This is a genomic window from Pseudomonas fluorescens group sp. PF-69, from assembly GCF_054481235.1.
The window spans coordinates 2,491,226-2,511,445 of the sequence record NZ_JBTMNC010000001.1 but is presented as its reverse complement, the minus strand read 5'-3'; the positions used below and the strand labels follow the sequence as shown (position 1 = coordinate 2,511,445).

At 59.1% G+C, this 20,220-nt stretch carries 21 protein-coding genes; 10 read left to right on the top strand and 11 right to left on the bottom strand.

Annotated elements, in window-relative coordinates:
- The first annotated feature begins 47 nt into the window (after positions 1-47).
- A complete protein-coding gene (locus tag ACX3YF_RS11590; protein ID WP_130204765.1) occupies positions 48-611 on the top strand; it encodes a hypothetical protein in 564 nt (187 codons plus the stop codon).
- Positions 612-796: 185 nt separating this feature from the next.
- Here ACX3YF_RS11590 and yjiA read toward each other — a convergent pair whose 3' ends face one another.
- The 3 genes from yjiA to ACX3YF_RS11575 all read right to left on the bottom strand — a co-directional run bounded on the left by yjiA (position 797) and on the right by ACX3YF_RS11575 (position 4,209).
- On the bottom strand, positions 797-1,768 hold the full coding sequence (gene yjiA, locus ACX3YF_RS11585) for a GTPase (protein WP_130204763.1): 972 nt from the start codon (positions 1,766-1,768) through the stop codon (positions 797-799).
- 162 nt (positions 1,769-1,930) lie between these two features.
- Positions 1,931-2,128, bottom strand: coding sequence for a YbdD/YjiX family protein (locus ACX3YF_RS11580; RefSeq protein ID WP_007937254.1), 198 nt, complete (start codon positions 2,126-2,128; stop codon positions 1,931-1,933).
- Between the two features lie 14 nt (positions 2,129-2,142).
- Positions 2,143-4,209: a carbon starvation CstA family protein gene (locus ACX3YF_RS11575; RefSeq protein WP_130204761.1), complete on the bottom strand. Its 2,067-nt coding sequence runs from the start codon at positions 4,207-4,209 to the stop codon at positions 2,143-2,145.
- A 156-nt stretch (positions 4,210-4,365) separates the two neighbouring features.
- On the opposite strand from ACX3YF_RS11575, the gene ACX3YF_RS11570 reads away from it, so the two are divergent.
- On the top strand, positions 4,366-4,734 hold the full coding sequence (locus ACX3YF_RS11570) for a PilZ domain-containing protein (protein WP_130204759.1): 369 nt from the start codon (positions 4,366-4,368) through the stop codon (positions 4,732-4,734).
- A 43-nt stretch (positions 4,735-4,777) separates the two neighbouring features.
- Here ACX3YF_RS11570 and radA read toward each other — a convergent pair whose 3' ends face one another.
- Positions 4,778-6,145 carry a DNA repair protein RadA gene (gene radA / locus ACX3YF_RS11565; protein ID WP_007937264.1) on the bottom strand — a complete coding sequence of 456 codons (1,368 nt, stop codon included), beginning with the start codon at positions 6,143-6,145 and terminating at the stop codon, positions 4,778-4,780.
- 594 nt (positions 6,146-6,739) lie between these two features.
- On the opposite strand from radA, the gene mscL reads away from it, so the two are divergent.
- Positions 6,740-7,153, top strand: a complete 414-nt coding sequence (mscL, locus tag ACX3YF_RS11560; RefSeq protein ID WP_130204747.1) for a large-conductance mechanosensitive channel protein MscL — start codon at positions 6,740-6,742, stop codon at positions 7,151-7,153.
- A gap of 44 nt (positions 7,154-7,197) precedes the next feature.
- Here mscL and ACX3YF_RS11555 read toward each other — a convergent pair whose 3' ends face one another.
- Positions 7,198-7,974, bottom strand: coding sequence for a ferredoxin--NADP reductase (locus ACX3YF_RS11555; protein WP_047533526.1), 777 nt, complete (start codon positions 7,972-7,974; stop codon positions 7,198-7,200).
- A 317-nt stretch (positions 7,975-8,291) separates the two neighbouring features.
- Between ACX3YF_RS11555 and ACX3YF_RS11550 the strand changes: the two genes are divergently transcribed.
- Together ACX3YF_RS11550 and ACX3YF_RS11545 are read left to right on the top strand one after the other, a co-directional pair.
- Complete coding sequence (locus ACX3YF_RS11550; RefSeq protein WP_130204745.1) at positions 8,292-9,023, top strand: helix-turn-helix transcriptional regulator; 732 nt, start codon at positions 8,292-8,294, stop codon at positions 9,021-9,023.
- Positions 9,024-9,186: 163 nt separating this feature from the next.
- Positions 9,187-10,311, top strand: a complete 1,125-nt coding sequence (locus tag ACX3YF_RS11545) for a methyltransferase (RefSeq protein ID WP_130204743.1) — start codon at positions 9,187-9,189, stop codon at positions 10,309-10,311.
- A 75-nt stretch (positions 10,312-10,386) separates the two neighbouring features.
- On the opposite strand, the gene ACX3YF_RS11540 is transcribed toward ACX3YF_RS11545, so the two are convergent.
- The 3 genes from ACX3YF_RS11540 to ACX3YF_RS11530 form a co-directional block, all read right to left on the bottom strand.
- Positions 10,387-10,554 (bottom strand): DUF2474 domain-containing protein, encoded by a 168-nt coding sequence (locus tag ACX3YF_RS11540; RefSeq protein ID WP_081997949.1) that lies wholly within the window; start codon positions 10,552-10,554, stop codon positions 10,387-10,389.
- An 86-nt stretch (positions 10,555-10,640) separates the two neighbouring features.
- The gene (gene cydB / locus ACX3YF_RS11535) at positions 10,641-11,648 is read right to left on the bottom strand and encodes a cytochrome d ubiquinol oxidase subunit II (protein WP_130204741.1); all 1,008 of its coding nucleotides are present in this window, start codon (positions 11,646-11,648) and stop codon (positions 10,641-10,643) included.
- Between the two features lie 3 nt (positions 11,649-11,651).
- Entirely contained in the window at positions 11,652-13,088 is a 1,437-nt protein-coding gene (locus ACX3YF_RS11530; RefSeq protein WP_130204739.1) for a cytochrome ubiquinol oxidase subunit I, read from the bottom strand.
- A gap of 360 nt (positions 13,089-13,448) precedes the next feature.
- On the opposite strand from ACX3YF_RS11530, the gene ACX3YF_RS11525 reads away from it, so the two are divergent.
- Positions 13,449-14,687: an MFS transporter gene (locus ACX3YF_RS11525; protein WP_448647430.1), complete on the top strand. Its 1,239-nt coding sequence runs from the start codon at positions 13,449-13,451 to the stop codon at positions 14,685-14,687.
- A 2-nt stretch (positions 14,688-14,689) separates the two neighbouring features.
- On the opposite strand, the gene ACX3YF_RS11520 is transcribed toward ACX3YF_RS11525, so the two are convergent.
- Both ACX3YF_RS11520 and ACX3YF_RS11515 read right to left on the bottom strand, forming a co-directional pair.
- Positions 14,690-15,241, bottom strand: a complete 552-nt coding sequence (locus ACX3YF_RS11520; protein WP_130204737.1) for a DJ-1 family glyoxalase III — start codon at positions 15,239-15,241, stop codon at positions 14,690-14,692.
- Between the two features lie 66 nt (positions 15,242-15,307).
- Positions 15,308-15,754: a DUF4879 domain-containing protein gene (locus tag ACX3YF_RS11515; RefSeq protein ID WP_130204735.1), complete on the bottom strand. Its 447-nt coding sequence runs from the start codon at positions 15,752-15,754 to the stop codon at positions 15,308-15,310.
- Between the two features lie 219 nt (positions 15,755-15,973).
- Between ACX3YF_RS11515 and ACX3YF_RS11510 the strand changes: the two genes are divergently transcribed.
- Both ACX3YF_RS11510 and trmA read left to right on the top strand, forming a co-directional pair.
- A complete protein-coding gene (locus tag ACX3YF_RS11510) occupies positions 15,974-17,269 on the top strand; it encodes an NCS2 family permease (protein ID WP_130204733.1) in 1,296 nt (431 codons plus the stop codon).
- The gene (trmA, locus tag ACX3YF_RS11505) at positions 17,266-18,345 is read left to right on the top strand and encodes a tRNA (uridine(54)-C5)-methyltransferase TrmA (RefSeq protein WP_130204731.1); all 1,080 of its coding nucleotides are present in this window, start codon (positions 17,266-17,268) and stop codon (positions 18,343-18,345) included. The genes ACX3YF_RS11510 and trmA overlap by 4 nt, the downstream gene beginning before the upstream one ends.
- A gap of 55 nt (positions 18,346-18,400) precedes the next feature.
- Here the strand turns inward: trmA and ACX3YF_RS11500 are convergent, their stop codons facing one another.
- On the bottom strand, positions 18,401-18,607 hold the full coding sequence (locus ACX3YF_RS11500; protein WP_047533558.1) for a tautomerase family protein: 207 nt from the start codon (positions 18,605-18,607) through the stop codon (positions 18,401-18,403).
- Between the two features lie 119 nt (positions 18,608-18,726).
- Between ACX3YF_RS11500 and ACX3YF_RS11495 the strand changes: the two genes are divergently transcribed.
- Together ACX3YF_RS11495 and aroQ are read left to right on the top strand one after the other, a co-directional pair.
- Positions 18,727-19,638, top strand: coding sequence for a LysR family transcriptional regulator (locus ACX3YF_RS11495; RefSeq protein ID WP_130204729.1), 912 nt, complete (start codon positions 18,727-18,729; stop codon positions 19,636-19,638).
- Between the two features lie 139 nt (positions 19,639-19,777).
- The gene (gene aroQ, locus ACX3YF_RS11490) at positions 19,778-20,218 is read left to right on the top strand and encodes a type II 3-dehydroquinate dehydratase (RefSeq protein ID WP_090466945.1); all 441 of its coding nucleotides are present in this window, start codon (positions 19,778-19,780) and stop codon (positions 20,216-20,218) included.
- Positions 20,219-20,220: the final 2 nt, after the last annotated feature.

Genomic DNA, 20,220 nt, shown 5'->3' with positions numbered 1-20,220 from the left:
AACCTAAAACCCGCTTCATCCAACAAACTTAATGAACGGGTTACATCATGAATAGCGACACCGAAAAATCTTTCATCGCAATATTGAGAATGTTTGACCACAAAGTAAATCTACTTGAACAACTCCATGGCAAACCGGCGCTGGCCACCATCACACACTTCAGCGGCGGCTTCTTTACCGGCAGGCCGCAGACCCAGGACCACTCGAAGCGGCTCGGCATACGTCCCAACGAGCAGATCGGTGAGGTGAAGCCATTAACGCTACACTTCCGGCATACGGCCGATGGCTACATACTTTCAATAAAAAACACAGGCGAGTATTACAATCACATCATCAGTGAAAAGGCGCTGGATACTTTTGGAGTCATTGACTCCGACGCTGATCACCCGACTGTCTTTACCCTTGTCAACCAACAAGGCAAGCCTATTACACTGGATAATCTGCGCAACACTCATTCAGCCGTTTCACTCAAGATCAAAGACAAACACTACATGGGCGGACTCAAACTAAATGGCTCGCCGTATATTTACCTTGGCAAAACCGAAGAGCGTTCAAAGATAACTTTCATCCTGAGTATTCTTCAAAGAAAAGCACCTCATGCCCCCTCCTGAAATGCCCTTCAATGTTTGAAAAAAGACCTTCTGCAGCGACCTCAGCCAGAAGCTCTGAATCGCCTGCGCGCGCTGATCGGCAGCGAAAACCACTACACGGATAGCCGCCCCGGTGATTCGCTTGACCGGGGCATCTCATTTACAGTTGGCGATTGCGACATCAGCCTCAGTGAACAGGGCGGCCCTTACTGCGCCGCCACCCGAGCAAACCCCTCACGGATGTTCTCTTCCGGCAAATCATCGGCAATGAACACAATCACACTCTCGCGCACTTCGCCCTCCGCCCATTCGGTGTCCCAGTCAAAACCGTACAGCTTCAGCACGCCCTGAAACACCATGCGTCGCGGTTCGCCAAGGATGTTCAACACGCCTTTGTAGCGCAGCAATTGCTTGCCGTGGTCTTCCAGCAGTTCGTTCATGAACTCGCTGAGCTTGTCGATATCCAGCGGTTTGTCGGTGCGCAGCACCAGGCTGGAAATGCGGTCGATGGACGGCGCCTTGGTCACGGGCCGCAAACTCACGCCACCCCCGAGGTCGGCATTGAGATTGAAGCCGCGCACGTCGAGCAACTCGGCCAGATCGATCTTGCCGTGATCAACCACACGAATCGGGGCGCGACGATTGATCCGGGTCAGGCGCTCGCTCAACGCGGTGAAGGTCGGCTCGTCCACCAGGTCGCGCTTGCTCACCAGCAAACGGTCGGCGAAACCGATCTGCGCCTGGGCAATGGTCTGGGTCAGGTGCAGCTCGGCGTGTGCCGCGTCGACCAGGGTGATGATGCCGTCGAGGATGTAGCGCTCGCGCAGTTCTTCGTCGATGAAGAAGGTTTGCGCCACCGGGGCCGGATCCGCCAGCCCCGTGCATTCGATCACCAGACGGTCGAAGGCGATATCGCCGCTGTCCAGGCGTTCGAGCAGCAGATACAACGCTTTGGTCAGGTCCGTGTGAATGGTGCAGCAGACGCAGCCGTTGGACAGCGTCATCACTTGTACCGGCTCGTCGCCCAACAGCTGGGTATCGATGCCGGCATCGCTGAATTCGTTTTCGATCACCGCGATTTTCAGACCGTGCTCGGCTTTGAGCAGGTGGCGCAACAGCGTGGTCTTGCCGGCGCCGAGGAAGCCGCTGAGGATCGTGACGGGGATGGGAGAGGACAAAATTGATCTCCTGTTTCACAAAACTGATAAACAACACAAAACAAAAGTGAGAGCGAGCTTGCTCGCGATAGCGGTTTGACATTCAACATCACTGTTGATTGACAGTCCGCCATCGCGAGCAAGCTCGCTCCCACAGGTTTTGCCGTTAACCCGCCATCCGGATCAACAGCACTTCGGCCCACCCTTGCCACCGTAACGGGCTTCCTGGCGTTCGCGGAAGAACGCCTCGTAGCTCATCACCGGTTTGTCCGGGTGCTTGGTTTGCATGTGCTCGACGTAGTTGTCGTAGTCGGGCATGCCGACCATCAGGCGCGCGGCCTGACCGAGGTATTTACCGAGGCGACTCAGGTCATTGAACATGCTGCAATCCTCGATCAAGCATCCGGCAGCGCCTGGAATGGCGATTCTTTATCCGTACGTTCTTTTTTACCCCAGGCGGCAATGCCGACCTTGAGCGCATAGAACAGGATACTGAACACCACGAACAGGAACAGCGCGGTCAGTGTTGCGTTGGTATAGGCATTGAAGATCACGTGCTGCATCTGCGTGATGTCCTTGGCCGGGGCGAGGATCTGACCATTGGCCAGCGCATCGCTGTATTTTTTCGCCAGGGACAGGAAGCCGATCGCCGGGTTGGCGTCGAACAGCTTGATGAAGCCGGCGGTGGTGGTGCAGACCAGCAGCCAGGCCGCAGGCAACAAGGTCACCCAGATGTAGCGCTGGCGTTTCATCTTGATCAACACGACGGTGCCGAGCATCAGCGCGATACCGGCCAGCATCTGGTTGGAGATGCCGAACAGCGGCCACAAGGTGTTGATACCACCCAATGGATCGATCACACCCTGGTACAACAGCCAGCCCCACATTGCCACGCACCCGGCGGTCGCGATCAGGTTGGCGGTCCAGGATTCCGTGCGGCGCAGCGCTGGCACGAAGGAGCCCAGCAGGTCCTGCAGCATGAAGCGACCGGCGCGGGTGCCGGCGTCGACTGCGGTCAGGATGAACAGCGCCTCGAACAGGATCGCGAAGTGGTACCAGAATGCCATGGTGTTTTCACCCGGCAGCACGCTGTGCAGGATCTGCGCGATCCCCACGGCCAGGGTCGGCGCACCACCGGCACGGGCCAGGATGGTGGTTTCACCGATGTCCTTGGCCACTGCTTGCAGGGCCTCCGGAGTAATGGCAAAGCCCCAGCTGCTGACGGCTTGCGCAACGGCCACGACATCACCGCCGACCACGGCGGCCGGGCTGTTCATGGCGAAATACACGCCTGGCTCGATCACCGACGCAGCGACCATGGCCATGATGGCCACGAAAGACTCCATCAGCATGCCGCCGTAGCCGATATAGCGGGCGTTGGTTTCGTTATCCAGCAGCTTCGGCGTTGTGCCGGAGGAGATCAGCGCGTGGAAACCGGACACCGCGCCACAGGCGATGGTGATGAACAGGAACGGGAACAGCCCGCCCTTCCACACCGGCCCGGTACCGTCGATGAACTGGGTCACTGCCGGCATTTTCAGCTCGGGCATGGTGATCAGGATGCCGATCGCCAGGGCGACGATGGTGCCGATTTTCAGGAAGGTCGACAGGTAATCGCGCGGTGCCAGGATCAGCCACACCGGCAGCACGGCAGCGACGAAGCCGTAGCCGATCAACATCCAGGTGATCTGGATACCGGTGAAGGAAAAGGCCTTGGCCCACACCGGATCGGCAGCAATTTGCCCGCCCAGCCAGATCGAACCCAGGAGCAATACCACGCCGATCACCGAAATTTCACCGATGCGGCCCGGGCGGATGTAGCGCATGTAGATGCCCATGAACATCGCGATCGGGATGGTCGCCATCACCGTGAAAATACCCCACGGACTTTCGGCCAGGGCCTTGACCACGATCAGCGCCAGCACGGCGAGGATGATGATCATGATCAGGAAGCAGCCGAACAGCGCGATGGTGCCGGGAATGCGGCCCATTTCTTCACGGACCATGTCGCCCAGGGAGCGGCCGTTGCGGCGGGTGGACATGAACAGGACCATGAAGTCCTGCACCGCACCGGCCAGTACCACACCGGCGATCAGCCACAGCGTGCCGGGCAGGTAGCCCATTTGCGCCGCCAGCACTGGGCCAACCAGTGGACCCGCGCCGGCAATGGCCGCGAAGTGGTGACCGAAGAGGATATGTTTATTGGTGGGGACGTAATCCAGACCGTCGTTATTGAGCACGGCGGGAGTGGCCCGTCGCGCATCGAGTTGCATCACGTTGTTAGCGATGAACAGACTGTAGTAGCGATACGCGACCAGATAAATGGCCACGGCAGCGACCACAATCCACAAGGCGTTGATCGCCTCGCCTCGGCGCAATGCCACGACACCCAGGGCGCACGCACCTATGATTGCCAGCACCAGCCAGGGTAGATGGCGTAGCGGGCTATTATTATTTTTCATTTTATTATTCCAGCCAGAGTGGACAAGAAAGAAAGCCACCTCGAGTTTAGCGCCCCTGACGACAAAGGGCATACCCGATATTGGTCTGGCGCCTCTCTTGCTGGCTGTCTTGCGAAAGGCGGGTCTATAGTCAGCGAATCTATCGAGGATTACGCCATGAGCGACCACCCTGCCGACCGCCGCCGTTTCAAACGTATTGGATTCGATGCCCGAACCGAGCTCCGTCAGGGTGAACACACCTGGACGGTAAAGCTGATCGACCTGTCACTCAAGGGCTTGCTGATTGAACGCCCTGCCGCGTGGCTGGGTAATCCGCAGCAGAACTTTTCCGTCGGCATTCACCTGTCCGATGACACCGACATCGCCATGGAGGTCGAACTGACCCACGAAGACAAAGGCCAGCTCGGCTTTGTCTGCCGGCATATCAGCCTGGAATCGATTGCGAGCCTGCGGCGGTTGATCGAGCTCAACCTGGGTGACGCAGCTGAACTTGAACGAGAGCTGGGTGCCCTGATCGAAATCTGAAGACCCGACACCATCCCACTGGGATCAAGTCCGGCCCGCAAACTTATTCGAACAAGGCGTCCAGCGCCTGCTCCAGACGGGTGACGGCAATGATCTGCAAACCCGGCGGAGCCTCTTTCGGTGCATTGCCCTTGGGCACGATGGCGCGCTTGAAGCCGTGTTTGGCGGCTTCTTTCAAACGCTCCTGACCGCTCGGTACCGGACGCACTTCGCCGGACAGCCCCACCTCACCGAACACCAGCAGATCATGAGGCAACGGCCGGTTGCGCAAGCTGGACATGACCGCCGCCATCAACGCCAGGTCGGAAGCCGTTTCCAACACTTTCACACCACCGACGACGTTGAGGAATACGTCCTGATCGTGGGTCGGAATACCGCCATGACGATGCAACACCGCCAGTAACATCGCCAGGCGATTCTGATCCAGACCCAGGGTTACCCGGCGTGGATTGGCCAGATGGCTGTCGTCCACCAACGCCTGGACTTCCACCAGCATCGGTCGGGTACCTTCCCACGTCGCCATGACCACACTGCCCGGGACTTCTTCCTGAGCCCGGGTCAGAAAAATCGCCGAGGGATTGGAGACTTCTTTCAGGCCCTTGTCGGTCATGCCGAACACGCCCAGTTCGTTAACCGCACCGAAACGGTTTTTCACTGCCCGCAGCAGGCGCAGACGACCATCGGATTCGCCTTCGAAATACAGGACCGTGTCGACCATGTGCTCCAACACACGGGGACCAGCCAGCGCCCCCTCCTTGGTGACATGACCGACCAGGAAAATCGCCGTGCCGCTCTGCTTGGCATAACGCACCAGCAATGCCGCGCTTTCCCGGACCTGAGACACGCCGCCCGGTGCCGATTGCAATTGCTCGGTGAAAATCGTCTGGATCGAGTCGATCACCATCACCTTGGGCTTTTCCTGCCGGGCCGTGGCGATGATGGTTTCGATACAGGTCTCGGTCATGACCCGCAACTGATCCTGAGGCAACCCGAGGCGTCGGGCACGCATGGCCACTTGCTGTTGGGACTCTTCGCCGGTGACGTACAGCGCCGGCATGCTCTTGGCGAGGTTGCACAAGGTTTGCAACAGAATGGTCGACTTGCCGATACCGGGATCACCACCGATCAGCACCACCGAACCGTCCACCAGACCACCGCCCAGCACCCGGTCCAGTTCACTGGACGCCGTGGAAAAACGTGGAATCTCCTCGACACTGACTTCGGCCAGGGTCTTGATCTGCGCCTGTTGGCCGGTCCAGCCGGTGCGACCGCTGGGCGCTGCCGCCCCGCCGCTTTCCACCATGGTTTCAGTCAGCGTGTTCCAGGCGCCGCACTCGCCGCACTGGCCAGCCCACTTCGGAAAAGTCGAGCCGCACTCGGTGCAGCCATACATGCGCTTGGCCTTGGCCATCGGAACTCCCGGCAAAAATCGCGATGATAACCCAGGTGGAGCAAATCAGTGCGACGCGGGTGTCCGCCGAGTTACCGCCGACAACTTGTCATGATCGATTAGCACATGTAACGATATGGTCAATTAAAAATATTTTTACAATTTCTTACAACTAACACCAAACACCCCACATATACCTGTACACATCCACTACAACTACCGCCTCAACGTACAGTAAGCGCAAAATCCGCCATCAATATAAATAGTAAGACTGACCAAGCACGCCCTTAAATCTTGTCCTTGCTCTCGCCTCCCCGCTGAAATCTCAAAATCCAAACAACCCAAAGTGAAATTTTATTTATGTTGCCACTATCATTTCATTCCAGCTGACCTTCACCACACGCCTGGTTTTCGACAGTAGAGCAGCACAACGACAGGATCGCGAAAAAGCCTCCAAGCCCTTTCTCGCTCACCCTGCGCGGGTGGCATTTTCAAACTTTTTCCCGATACTCCGGTCGACAGCAGGCGGTACTTGTAAGCAGGTGTTTCGAGCAAGATGCGTCTTGCTGATTTACACTGCGTTCACCAACCTCATCTGTAACAAGGAAATAACCTATGGGCGTGATAAGTGAGTTCAAGGCCTTCGCGGTCAAGGGCAATGTGGTCGACATGGCCGTGGGCATCATCATCGGCGCCGCCTTCGGCAAGATTGTCACGTCGTTTGTCGGCGATGTGATCATGCCGCCAATCGGGCTGTTGATCGGTGGGGTGGACTTCAGTGACCTGGCCATTACGCTCAAGGCCGCCGAAGGCAACGCCCCGGCGGTAGTGCTGGCCTACGGTAAATTCATCCAGAGCCTGATCGACTTCATCATTGTCGCCTTCGCGATCTTCATGGGCGTCAAAGCCATAAACCACCTGAAACGCGAGGAGGCGGTGGCGCCAACCGTGCCGCCGGTTCCGACCAAGGAAGAAGTGTTGCTGGGCGAGATCCGCGATCTGCTCAAGGCCCAGAACAACCGGCCTTGAATGCTTGAGCGAAATACGGACGGCGCCCTTGCGGCGCCGTTTTATTACCAGAAGTTTTCCACCGCCACCTGACCGGGTCGCCGGCTGAGGCTCAAGTGCATATCGCGCTGTTTGAGCAATTTGCGCGTGTCATCGATCATCTGCGGATTGCCGCAAAGCATGACCCGTGAGTGCTCGGGCGTCAGGGCCACCCCGGCAACGCGCTCCAGCTCGCCATTTTCGATCAGCGTGGTAATGCGCCCGTTCAAGGCGCCAGGATGTTGCTCGCGAGTCACCGTGTTGATGAGTTGCAGCTTGTGCGCGAATTCCGACAGATACTCACGCTGTGCCAGCCCCGCGATAAGGTCCTGATAAGCCAGCTCCCGGGTTTCACGGACGCTGTAGACCAGGATGATCCGCTCGAATTTCTCCCAGACCTCGAAGTCCTGCAGGATCGACAGAAATGGCGCCAGCCCCGTACCCGTGGATAACAACCACAGATCACGCCCGTCAACGAAGCGATCAAGCGTCAGGTAACCGAAGGCCTGGCGGTCGACGAGCAGTGTGTCGCCAACACCCAGACGACTCAGCTCGCTGGTGAACTCGCCCCCCGGAACCACGATGGAAAAGAACTCAAGAAACTCGTCAAAGGGTGACGACACCATGGAATAGGCACGCCAAACCGTACTGCCATCGGCCCGGGTGACGCCTAACCGGGCAAATTGCCCTGCGCGAAAACGAAAACCGGGATCTCGAGTGGCACGCAGCGTGAACAGATTCGGTGTCAATGGCTGGACGTCGAGCAGTGTCTGGCGAGTAAATTTCTCTTCACTGGCGGTCATGGGGACGCTCCATTCAACAGATAGCCCAGTGTCTCGTAAAGCGCCCACCATAAACACCTATTATTTGTAGTGTCTTTTAGAGCAAAAGTACTCTTGCCGTAAAAAATTAAATAACGCGCAATAAAGGAGCCTTACAGGATTAATTTAAAGAATACATATAATACAAACGTTTAAATCAACCACTATTAGAACCAAAACATTAATTTTTTAATGCACAATAAAGCCAAATATTATCAATTCAATTGTAAGATTCATCCTACAATCCAAAACACACCCAAACAGTGGATCCAATTTACCAATACGACAGGAGCCACATCATGGAGAGATGGAAGGAATCCCAACTTGAACAATTGGCAGCCTCCGCAGAACTTGAAATCGCCTACGGTGTATCGCTCAGGTTTGCAAAAAATATAGGGTTCAATTTTTTTGCCTTTTCAACCAGTTACACTTCGAAAACCGAAAATTTCAATACCGTGCGATTAAACAATTACCCCTCAGACTGGAACTCCGTCTATGAGAAAAAGAAGCTTGCTGCCATTGATCCAATAGTAGCTCACTGCCACCAATCAGCAATGCCTATCCTGTGGAGCGAAGAGCAGTTCAGCAACGCGCGATGTCTCTGGGATGGGCTGGAGCAACAGGGATTGCAACACGGTTGGTCGCAAGCGATTCACGACGAGGAAACCGATCTGTGCAGCATATTGAGCCTGGTGCGCAGCCACCGCCCGATCAGTGCGTGGGAGGTGTACGAAAATCTGGGCTTTTCCGTGTTCATGGGGCATCACCTGCACAAACTGGCTGTACGATCGCTACCCAAAAGGCCTGCCACACCGTCCAACCCGCAATTGTCGCTGCGGGAAATCGACGTGTTGAAACTGGCCGCGGATGGCAAAACGGCCTACGAAAGCGCCAGGATTCTTAATCTCAGCCCGCGAACGATCAATTTCCATGTTCAGGAAACCATCCGAAAATTCGGAGTAAGCAATAAGATTTCAGCTGTCATCGCCGCCGCCAAGGCTGGCTACCTCGACAGAAACGCAACGGGTTGACTGGAAAAACCTGCGAGTAATCCACCCCAAAAAAACGTACCATTCGCGGTCCCTCCTGAGTGATGCCGTGTGATTTGTCCACGACGCAGTCCACTCGGACGGCCCCGCCGCCAAGACGCCCCCGGGCCGCGGGATACCCGTTGATTACCCAGAGCCCCGCCCCATGCCCTTGCTCGAAACACCCTTCGCCAGCCTCGACCTGATCCGCCAACCCGAACAGCAGAACGAACCGCTGCAAGCCTTTGACGCGGCAGACGAGTACCTGCTCAACCATCTGGCCGAACAGCAGCCTTCGACCGAGACGCGGGTTCTGGTGCTCAACGACAGTTTCGGTGCACTGGCAGCCAGCCTCGCGGGCAAAGTCAGCGTCACCAGCAGCGGCGACTCGTTCCTGGCCTTTCAGGGTCTGGAAAAAAACCTGGCGCGCAATGGCCTGCCGTTTGATGCCGTGCCCCACATACCCGCCAGTGAAACGCTCAAGGGTCCCTTTGACCGGGTGCTGATCCGGGTGCCGAAGACGCTGGCCCTACTGGAAGAACAACTGATCCGCCTGCAAGGCCAGTTGGCTCCGGGCACCCAGGTGATCGCGGGCGCGATGATCAAACACCTGCCGCGTGCCGCCGGCGATCTGCTGGAGCGCTACATCGGCCCGGTGCAGGCGACCCTGGCGGCGAAGAAAGCACGGCTGCTGATCGCCACGACCGAAGCAAAAGCCCCCGTAGTCTCGCCCTACCCGACGCGCTATCGACTCGATGCACCGGCCATCGAATTGCTCAACCACGCCAACGTATTCTGCCGTGAAGGCCTGGACATCGGCACGCGGGCGTTTCTCCCACACCTGCCGAAGAACCTCGGCAGCGCACGGGTAGCCGACCTCGGTTGCGGTAACGGCGTTCTGGCGATCGCCAGCGCCCTGCAAAACCCCGAGGCCCATTACACCCTGGTCGACGAGTCGTTCATGGCCGTGCAATCGGCCGCCGAAAACTGGAGCGCCGCACTGGGCGAGCGCGATGTGATCGTGCGGGCGGGCGATGGTCTGGCCGGGCAGGAACCTCAATCGCTGGACGTGGTGCTGTGCAATCCACCGTTTCACCAGCAGCAGGTGGTGGGCGACTTCCTGGCCTGGCGGATGTTCCAGCAGGCCCGGGAAGCCTTGGTGACTGGCGGCGCGCTATACATCGTCGGCAACCGTCACCTGGGGTATCACAGCAAGCTCGCGCGGTTGTTCCGCGGGGTCGAGCAAGTCGCCGCCACGCCGAAATTCGTGATCCTCAAGGCCCGCAAATAATCAGGGCAAAAAAAACCCTCCATCAGGAGGGTTGTAAATCCGCGCCGCAAGGCTGCGGGATGGGATGTCAGGTATTCAGTGTGTGGTCAGGCCGGCGGCGTTCATGAACATCCGCATCAGGCTGGCGACGATGAACAATGCACCGACGCTTCCCGCCCAGATCATGGCCAACCAGCCGAGCCGCTGCCACAGCGGCTTTTTTTCGGCCTGCTCGATGTCGTGCAGGGAATGTTTGTTGCTCATAGCCTGATCCTCCAATGAAGGTGGGTGGCGCCTGTCATGGCGCCATCGCGAGCGAGCTCGCGCCCACAAGTCCGCGCAGCAAAGGCCTAGTGGTAACCATCTTCATGGGTGACCTTGCCGCGGAACACGTAATAGCTCCAGAAGGTGTACCCGAGGATGAACGGGATGATGAACAGCGTGCCCACCAGCATGAAGCCCTGGCTCTGTGGCGGTGCCGCGGCGTCCCAGATCGAGATCGACGGCGGCACGATGTTCGGCCACAGGCTGATACCCAGGCCGCTGTAACCGAGGAAGATCAACACCAGCGTCAGCAGGAACGGCGTGTAGTGCGCATTGCGGGCCACCGCACGGATCAGGCCGTACAAAGTCACCAGCACCAGGATCGGCACCGGCAGGAACCAGAACAGGTTCGGCAACGTGAACCAGCGCGCCGCAATCTCGGCATGGGCCAGTGGCGTCCAGATGCTGACGATGCCGATCACCGCCAGCAATACGAACGCCAGGGGGCGCGCCAGGTCATGCATTTGCTCCTGCAGCTTGCCTTCGGTCTTCATGATCAACCAGGTGCAACCGAGCAGCGCATAAGCCACCACCAATGCAGCTCCGCAGAACATCGTGAACGGTGTCAGCCAGTCCAGTGACCCTCCGGCGAACTGACGATTGACCACCGGCAAACCATCGATGAACGCCCCCAGCGCCACGCCCTGGAAGAAGGTGGCCGCCACCGAACCACCGATGAACGCCTTGTCCCACAGGTGGCGCTTGGCATCTTTGGCCTTGAAGCGGAACTCGAAGGCCACGCCACGGAAAATCAGGCCGATCAGCATGAACATCAGCGGCAGGTACAACGCCGAGAGCACCACCGAGTAAGCCAGCGGGAACGCACCGAACAATGCTGCGCCCCCCAGTACCAGCCAGGTTTCGTTGCCGTCCCAGACCGGAGCGACGGTGTTCATCATCACGTCGCGGTCACTTTTGCCGGGGATGAACGGGAAGAGAATCCCGATCCCCAGGTCGAATCCGTCCATGACCACGTACATCATGATGCCGAAGATGATGATCACGGCCCAGATCAGCGGAAGATCAATACCCATGATTCAAATCTCCTTGGTCGTGGTGTGGTCGGCATCGGCATGTTCATCGTCGGCTGCGGACAGCGGACGTGCCGGTGTGCGTTTCTGGCCAGGACCACCTTCGTTGGTTTCCTTGCCCTCGTCGATCTTCGGCCCTTTGCGCACCAGGCGCATCATGTAGCCCAGACCGGCACCGAACAGGGCGAAATACACCACGACGAACAGGATCAGGGTGATGCTCATCTGCATGAAGCTATGGTTGGACGACGCATCCGCCGTACGCATCAGCCCGTAGACCACCCACGGTTGGCGACCGATTTCAGTGGTGAACCAGCCGGCGAGAATCGCGATCAGGCCGGAGGGCCCCATCCACAATGCCAGATACAGGAACGGCCGCGAGGTATAGAGCGTGTCGCGCTTGCGCAGCCAAAGGCTCCACAACCCGGTGAAGATCATCAGGAAACCCAGGCCGACCATGATCCGGAACGACCAGAAGACGATGGTCGAATTCGGCCGGTCTTCAGGCGGGAACTCCTTGAGGGCGGGCACCTGTTTGTCCAGGGAGTGGGTCAGGATCAAGCTGCCAAGGTACGGAATCTCGACGGCGAATTTGGTTTTCTCTTCTTTCATGTCCGGCCAGCCGAACAGGATCAACGGTGTCGCCTCGTTACCTTTGTTTTCCCAGTGGCCCTCGATCGCGGCGATTTTGGCCGGCTGATGCTCGAGCGTGTTGAGGCCGTGGAAGTCACCGATGACCGCCTGAATCGGCGCCACGATCAGCGCCATCCACATGGCCATCGAGAGCATGGTGCGAATCGCCGGGTTGTCTTTGCCGCGCAGCAAATGCCAGGCCGCCGAGGAACCGACGAAGAAAGCCGTTGCGACGAACGCCGCCGTGGCCATGTGCATCAGGCGATACGGGAACGACGGGTTGAAGATCACCGCCAGCCAGTCGGTCGGAATGACCTGGCCGTTGATGATCTCGAAGCCTTGCGGGGTCTGCATCCAGCTGTTGGACGCGAGAATCCAGAAGGTCGAAATCAAGGTGCCGATGGCGACCATCACCGTGGCGAAGAAGTGCAGGCCGCGGCCCACCTTGTTCCAGCCAAACAGCATGACGCCGAGGAAACCGGCTTCGAGGAAGAATGCGGTCAGGACTTCGTACGTCAGCAACGGCCCCGTCACCGATCCGGCGAAGTCCGAGAAACGGCTCCAGTTGGTGCCGAACTGATACGCCATGACCAGCCCTGAAACCACACCCATGCCGAAGTTGACCGCAAAGATCTTCGACCAGAAGTGGTAGAGATCGCGGTAGGTGTCGTTGTGGGTTTTCAGCCACAGGCCTTCGAGCACCGCCAGGTAACTCGCCAGGCCAATGGTGATGGCAGGAAACAGGATGTGGAACGAGATAGTGAACGCGAACTGAATTCGGGCGAGATCAAGTGCCTCTAAACCGAACATAAGTCTTCCTCTGTCAGGTAGTACGGCTGCCGGCGCAAGCCTGCATCCACGGTTCCCACGGGTATGGAGTGCGGCGAATTCAAATTCGTTCTTTTTTTTACCAGCATCACAACGCAGGGAGTCTGGCGCTCGGGTCACTGGATCAACGCCTGTCGAGGGTATTGATCTGGATCAAGCAACGTTGAAAGAGTAGTCCCATTTGTGAGGATGAACCGCGTGGTCTTTTGCCGCGTGACAAGTTGCCTCACCGAGACGAGCCAGATGAATAGATGTCTAGCTAACGAAATCTTCCAAGATGGCAACTTCCTGTTACAGCTTAATGATAATCTCTCCCTTTCCCACACCCAGATCTGCCTCCAGATGCCCAGCCAAGAGCCCTTGCTGTTACGTCATCACCGCCCTTTCATCGCGTTCTGGCTGGCCCGGATCTTTACGGCCAGCGGCTTTCAAATGCTCACGGTGGCCATTGGCTGGAACCTGTACCAACTGACCGGCAACGTGCTCGATCTGGGCCTGGTCGGGCTGGTGGAGTTCGCCCCGCGCGTACTGTTCATGCTGCACACCGGGCATGTGGCGGACCGCTACGACCGGCGCAGGGTCGCGGCGATCTGCCAGTCCATTCAGGCACTGATCGCCCTGTCGCTGGCGATCGGCAGCGCAACCGACCATGTCACCCGGGAAATGATCTTCATCCTCGCGTTCGTGCTCGGTGCCGCTCGCTCCTTCGAGATGCCGACCACCCAGGCCCTGCTGCCGAGTATCGTGCCCAGCGCCCTGTTTCCCCGGGCCGTCGCCGCCGCACAGTCGGCCCAGCAGTCAGCGACCATCGTCGCCCCGGCCCTCGGTGGCTTGCTCTACGCCTTCGGCAGTGTCTGGGTCTATGGCCCGACGGTGATCCTTTACCTCATTGCCTGCTCGCTGATGCTCAACCTGCCCGCCCGCCAAACGCCGCTGAACAAGGGCAAGGCGACCCTCGATTCACTGCTGGCCGGCATCCGCTTCATTCGCAGTCGCCCCGACATACTGGGGGCCATCTCCCTTGACCTGTTCGCCGTCCTGCTGGGTGGCGCGACGGCGTTGCTGCCGGTTTTCGCCAAGGACATCCTGCTGACCGGCCCGTGGGGCCTGGGCCTGCTGCGCTCGGCACCCGCAGTGGGCGCGCTGATGATGTCGCTGTGGCTGGCGCGATTTGCCGTCGACCGCAATGTCGGGCGAGTGATGTTCACCGCCGTGGGCATATTTGGTGTGGCAACCATCGCCTTCGGCCTGTCGACATCGTTCTGGTTCTCGCTGGCCGTGCTGGTGGTCCTGGGCGCGGCCGACATGATCAGCATGGTGATCCGCGCGTCCTTCGTGCAACTGGAAACCCCGGACGAAATGCGCGGCCGGGTCAGCGCCGTGAACGGATTGTCCATCGGTGCTTCGAATCAATTGGGAGAATTCGAATCCGGCCTGACCGCCCACTGGTTCGGAACCGTACCGGCGGTGGTCATGGGCGGTATCGGCACACTGGTGGTGACCGGGGTGTGGATCAAACTGTTCCCGAGCCTGGCCAGCCGCGATCGCATGCATGTGCCGAACGAAGAGGCGAAGGTCTGACGCTAAACCACCAACTCCGACGCCACCGCCGCTCGCGTGGCCTTGCCGCAGAGTTGTTCCACCAGCGCCAGGGCGAATGGCAGGGCGGCGCCCGAGCCCTGGGCCGTGATGCAGTTGCCATCGACCACCACCGGTTGATCGACGAAGGTGCAGCCTGACAGTTGATGGCTGGCCGAAGGCAGGCACGTCATGCGCCGCTGGCGCAACACGCCGAAGGCCTGCAACGCCAGCGCGGGGGCCTCGGCAATGCCCGCGAACCAGCGACCGGCCGCGGCCTGGTCCTTGATCAATTGTTGCAGGGGTTGATGGTTCGACAGATGCTGCGCGCCCACCGCACCGCCGGGCAGGACGATCAGGTCGAATGGCTGGGCCAGCAGGTCCACCAGCATCGCATCGCAGGTCAGACGGGTGCCGCGGGCGCAGGTGAGCATGCGTCGCCCCTCGATGCTGGCCACCACCACTTCCACTTTGGCACGGCGCAGGACGTCGACCAGGGTCACGGCTTGCAGGTCATCGATGCCCTCGGCGAGGGTAATCAAGGCTCTAAAGGTCATAAGGGCAATCCACGGAATGATCCTTAAAGCGTAGTCAGCTTTCCCGCCCCTTGTTCGAACCCCGCCTTACTTGATGTAGAGCTGCGTCGACAGGGTGTTGCCCGGGGCATTGATCGAGGTGTTGCTGAAGGTGAACGTGCCTTCCTGCTTACCCGCCATATCGAAGACATACAGATAACCAACGGTTTTCATGCCGACAGTGCAGTCCGTCAGGTTGCCATTATTGAAAGCACAGACTGGAGTCCGGGTGCCGTTCACATCAAAACCGTCCAGTCCGACATGCGCCCCGCGACCGTAACCGACTTCCAACACGTAGATCATGATGTGAGGGCCGGAGTGGTTGCAGCGCGTCCGCTCCTGTCCTTCAGCAATGTCTTCAAAGCCGCAGGCCGGCGATTCGACTTTGAGCACTTTCAACTGAGTCAAGGGTGGCGCCGAGGCCGCCGAGGCGGTTTGTGCCCCCAGGCACAAGGCCAGCAACATTCCAATGCCGATAAACAGACGCTTCTTCACGCGATACCCCTCCCCAAAAACAGCGCGCAGTATGGCTGACTTGGGCTAAACGCAAAACATCGACGACGATCACCGCCATAAGCAGCCATAACCCTACGCGGCTGGTATGATGCGCGGCTTTTTCCGACCCACAGAAAATTCCCAGGCGCCAACAGCGGTCTGTGCTTTGCTGTTGAGGTCGATACATTCACGGCGCCGGGCGCGCCACGGGGAGCAGACATGCTGGAAAGGCTGTTTCAACTCAAGGCACACAACACCAACGTACGCACCGAGATACTGGCGGGCGTCACGACCTTTTTAGCCATGGCCTACATCCTGTTCGTCAACCCGAGCATCCTCGGCGAGACCGGCATGGACAAGGGCGCGGTATTTGTCGCGACCTGCCTGGCGGCCGCCATCGGCTCCACAGTCATGGGGTTGATCGCCAACTACCCGATCGCCCTCGCGCCGGGCATGGGCCTGAACGCCTTCTTCACCTACACCGTGGTCCTGCACATGGGTCACACCTGGCAAGTGGCGCTGGGCGCGGTGTTCATTTCGGCGGTGTGCTTCTTCCTGCTGTCGATCTTCCGCATCCGTGAATGGATCATCAACAGCATCCCGTTGCCATTGCGCTCGGCGATTGCCGCCGGCATCGGCCTGTTCCTGGCGTTGATCGCCCTGAACAAAGCCGGCATCGTAGTCAGCAACCCGGCGACCATGGTCGGCCTCGGTGACCTTAAACAACCGGCACCGATCCTCGCCACCCTCGGCTTTGCCCTGATCGTCGCCCTCGAAGCACTGGCCGTGCGTGGCGCCGTGCTGATCGGCATTCTGGTCGTGACCATTGTTTCGATCGCGATGGGTTTCAGCGCGTTCGGCGGCGTGATGTCGATGCCCCCGTCGCTGGCGCCGACCTTCCTGCAACTGGACATCAAGGGCGCACTGGACATCGGTCTGTTCAGCGTGATCTTCGCCTTCCTGTTCGTCGACCTGTTCGACAACTCTGGCACCCTGATCGGCGTCGCCAAGCGCGCCGGCCTGATGGGCAAGGATGGCCACATGCCGAAAATGGGCCGCGCCCTGATCGCCGACAGCACCGCCGCCATGGCCGGTTCCCTGCTGGGCACTTCGACCACCACCAGCTACATCGAATCCGCCGCTGGCGTGAGTGCCGGTGGCCGCACAGGCCTGACCGCCGTCGTGGTGGCCGTGCTGTTCCTGCTGGCACTGTTCTTCTCGCCACTGGCCTCCAGCATTCCGGCTTACGCCACTGCCCCGGCGCTGCTGTTCGTCGCCGTACTGATGACATCCGGGCTGGCCGAAATAGACTGGGACGACATCACCGTTGCCGCACCGGTCGTGATCACCGCCCTGGCGATGCCATTCACTTATTCCATCGCCAACGGCATCGCTTTCGGTTTCATTTCGTGGACCGCGATCAAACTGCTGTCCGGTCGTGGCCGTGAGCTGAACCCGGCGCTGGTGATTCTGTCGATTCTGTTCGTGATCAAGCTGGGTTGGTTCAACGCATGACTTTTGATTCCCAGGCCTACGCCACTCAGCTCGAAGAAAAGGTCACGCGCTTGCGTGACCTCCTGGCGCCTTTCGATGCGCCGCAGCCGGCCGTCTTCGACTCGCCGTTGCAGAATTTCCGCCTGCGCGCCGAATTCCGCCTGTGGCGCGAAGCCGGCGAGCGCCACTACGCGATGTTTTCCCAGGAAGACAAACGCACGCCGATCCTGATCGAAGAATTCCCGATCGCCAGCCTGCGGATCAACCAGTTGATGCCGCAGCTCAAGGCCGCCTGGCAAGCCAGTTCAGCCCTGAGCCACAAGCTGTTTCAGGTGGAGTTCCTGACCACCCTGGCCGGCGACGCCATGATCACCCTGTGCTACCACCGTCCGCTGGACGAACACTGGCATGCGGCGGCCTCGAAGCTCGCGGCCGAATTGAATGTCAGCGTGATTGGCCGCTCCAAGGGCAAACGCGAAGTCATCGGTCACGATTACGTGGTGGAGAAGCTGGAAGTCGGCGGCCGTACCTTCAGCTATCGCCAGCCCGAAGGTGCCTTCACACAGCCCAACGGCACCGTGAACCAGAAGATGCTCAACTGGGCGTACGAGGCATTGGGCGATCGCCCGGACGACCTGCTGGAACTGTATTGCGGCAACGGCAACTTCACCCTGCCGCTGGCCACTCGTGTGCGCAACGTGCTGGCCACCGAAATCAGCAAGACTTCGGTCAACGCCGCACTGAGCAACCTCAGCGAAAACGCTGTGGATAACGTCACGCTGGTGCGCTTGTCCGCCGAAGAGCTGACTGAAGCCTTGAATGAAGTGCGGCCGTTCCGCCGACTGCACGGCATCGACCTCAAGAGCTACGAGTTTGGCAGCGTATTCGTCGACCCGCCGCGCGCCGGCATGGACCCGGACACCTGCGAACTGACGCGACGCTTCGACAACATCCTCTACATTTCCTGCAACCCGGAAACCCTGGCGGCCAACATCGCCCAACTGCACGACACCCATCGCATCACCCAATGCGCGATGTTCGACCAGTTCCCGTGGACTCACCACATGGAATCCGGCGTATTGCTGACCCGGCGCTGAGTGCAAGTGCCCGACATGAAAAAGCCGTCTCTGCGACGGCTTTTTTTCACCCGGCTCACCCCGGCAGATTCTTTCGATACTCAGTGGTGGTGATGCCTTTATACCCCCAGTTATCGGTATCAATTTCCTCGATCACGATATGCGTCAGTTCAGGCGGCTTGCCGAGGACGCGCTGCAAGGTTTCGGTGATTTCCGCGATGACCTGGGCTTTCTGCTCCCGGGTAACGCCGTCACGGGTAATGCGTACGCTGACGAAAGGCATGCTGTATCTCCTGCTCGTTGATCAAGAAAGGCCTGGGGCATCGAACTCACTGTATCGGTGTGCAGGCATCTGATAAATACTGGTTCACACACTTCATTTGATCCCCGGTGTAATCAATCATGCAGCGACAATTCGACGATCTTCAGCTGGGCAGTATCGAGCTGTTTTGCCTGGCCGCCGAAGCCGGTAGCTTCACTTCTGCCGCGCTGGTGGCGGGCGTCACTCCGGCGGCCGTGAGTCGCTCGGTGTCGCGTATGGAAGAGCGTCTGGGCGTACGGCTGTTCGCACGCACCACCCGCAGCGTCAAGCTGACCGACAGCGGTCGCCGCTACTACGAGGAATGCCGCCAGGCGCTGGCCCAACTGGTTGAAGCCCAGCGCGAAGTCATGGGCCAGCAGCAAGTGCCGTCCGGGACCTTGCGCATCAGTATTCCCACCACCTACGCCCACCATCGCATCCTGCCGTTGCTCCCGGCCTTTCGCGCGCGCTTTCCGGCGGTGAAGGTCGAGTCGCACATCAGCAATCGCAACATCGATTTCGTCGGCGAAGGCTATGACATGGCCATTCGTGTGCGGGCGATTCCGGATTCCGGCCTGATCGCCAGGCCTCTCGAAGACGCCGAACTGGTGATGGTTGCCAGCCCCGACTACCTCCAGCAGGCCGGCACGCCGCAAACCCTCGACGACCTGCAACACCACGAATGCATCCAGTACGAACTGCCCAGCAGCGGCCGGCGCATCGCCTGGTTGTTCAACGACAAGAGCGTGGAGCGGGAAATTCTGGCGGAGGGCAACTTCAGTTGTTCCGACGACGTATTGGGTGGCGTGACCCTGGCGAAACACGGCGCGGGGTTGTTTCAGACCTATCGCTTCATTGTCGAAAAGGAACTGGCTGATGGCTCGTTGCTGGAAGTGCTCAAGCCCTACGGCGGACGCTCTCGGCCGTTTACCCTGCTCTATCCGCAAAGTCGCCATGTCCCCCTCAGATTGCGGGCGTTCATCGATTTCCTGCTTGAACATCTGCCGCGGTGAACACGAAACCGTCCGATCACCGCACACAAAAAGCCCGGTGACCGGCTCTTCAATTGACCGAATTAACCAGTTAGTACAATTTATCTCCACAGGCTGGAATCCTCGGCCAATGCCAAAAATAATAAGTGGAGAAACATCGATGCCCCCCATTATTCTGGTGCTCAACGGCCCGAATCTGAACCTGCTCGGCACCCGTGAGCCGGCAACCTACGGCCACGAAACCCTCGCTGACATTTCCGCCCTGTGCGGTCGTACCGCCGAAGAATTCGGCCTGGCAGTGGAGTTTCGCCAGACCAACCACGAAGGCGAACTGCTCGACTGGATTCACAACGCCCGCAACCGTTGCGCCGGCATCGTGATCAACCCGGCCGCCTGGACCCACACCTCGGTGGCGATCCGCGATGCGCTGGTTGCCAGTGAACTGCCGGTGATCGAAGTGCACCTGTCCAATGTCCACGCCCGTGAACCTTTCCGCCACCACTCCTTCGTCTCGGCGATTGCCACTGCGGTGATGGCCGGGTTCGGCAGCCACGGCTATCGCCTGGCGCTGGAGCATTTCAGTCTGCGTTTGAAGGGGTGAAC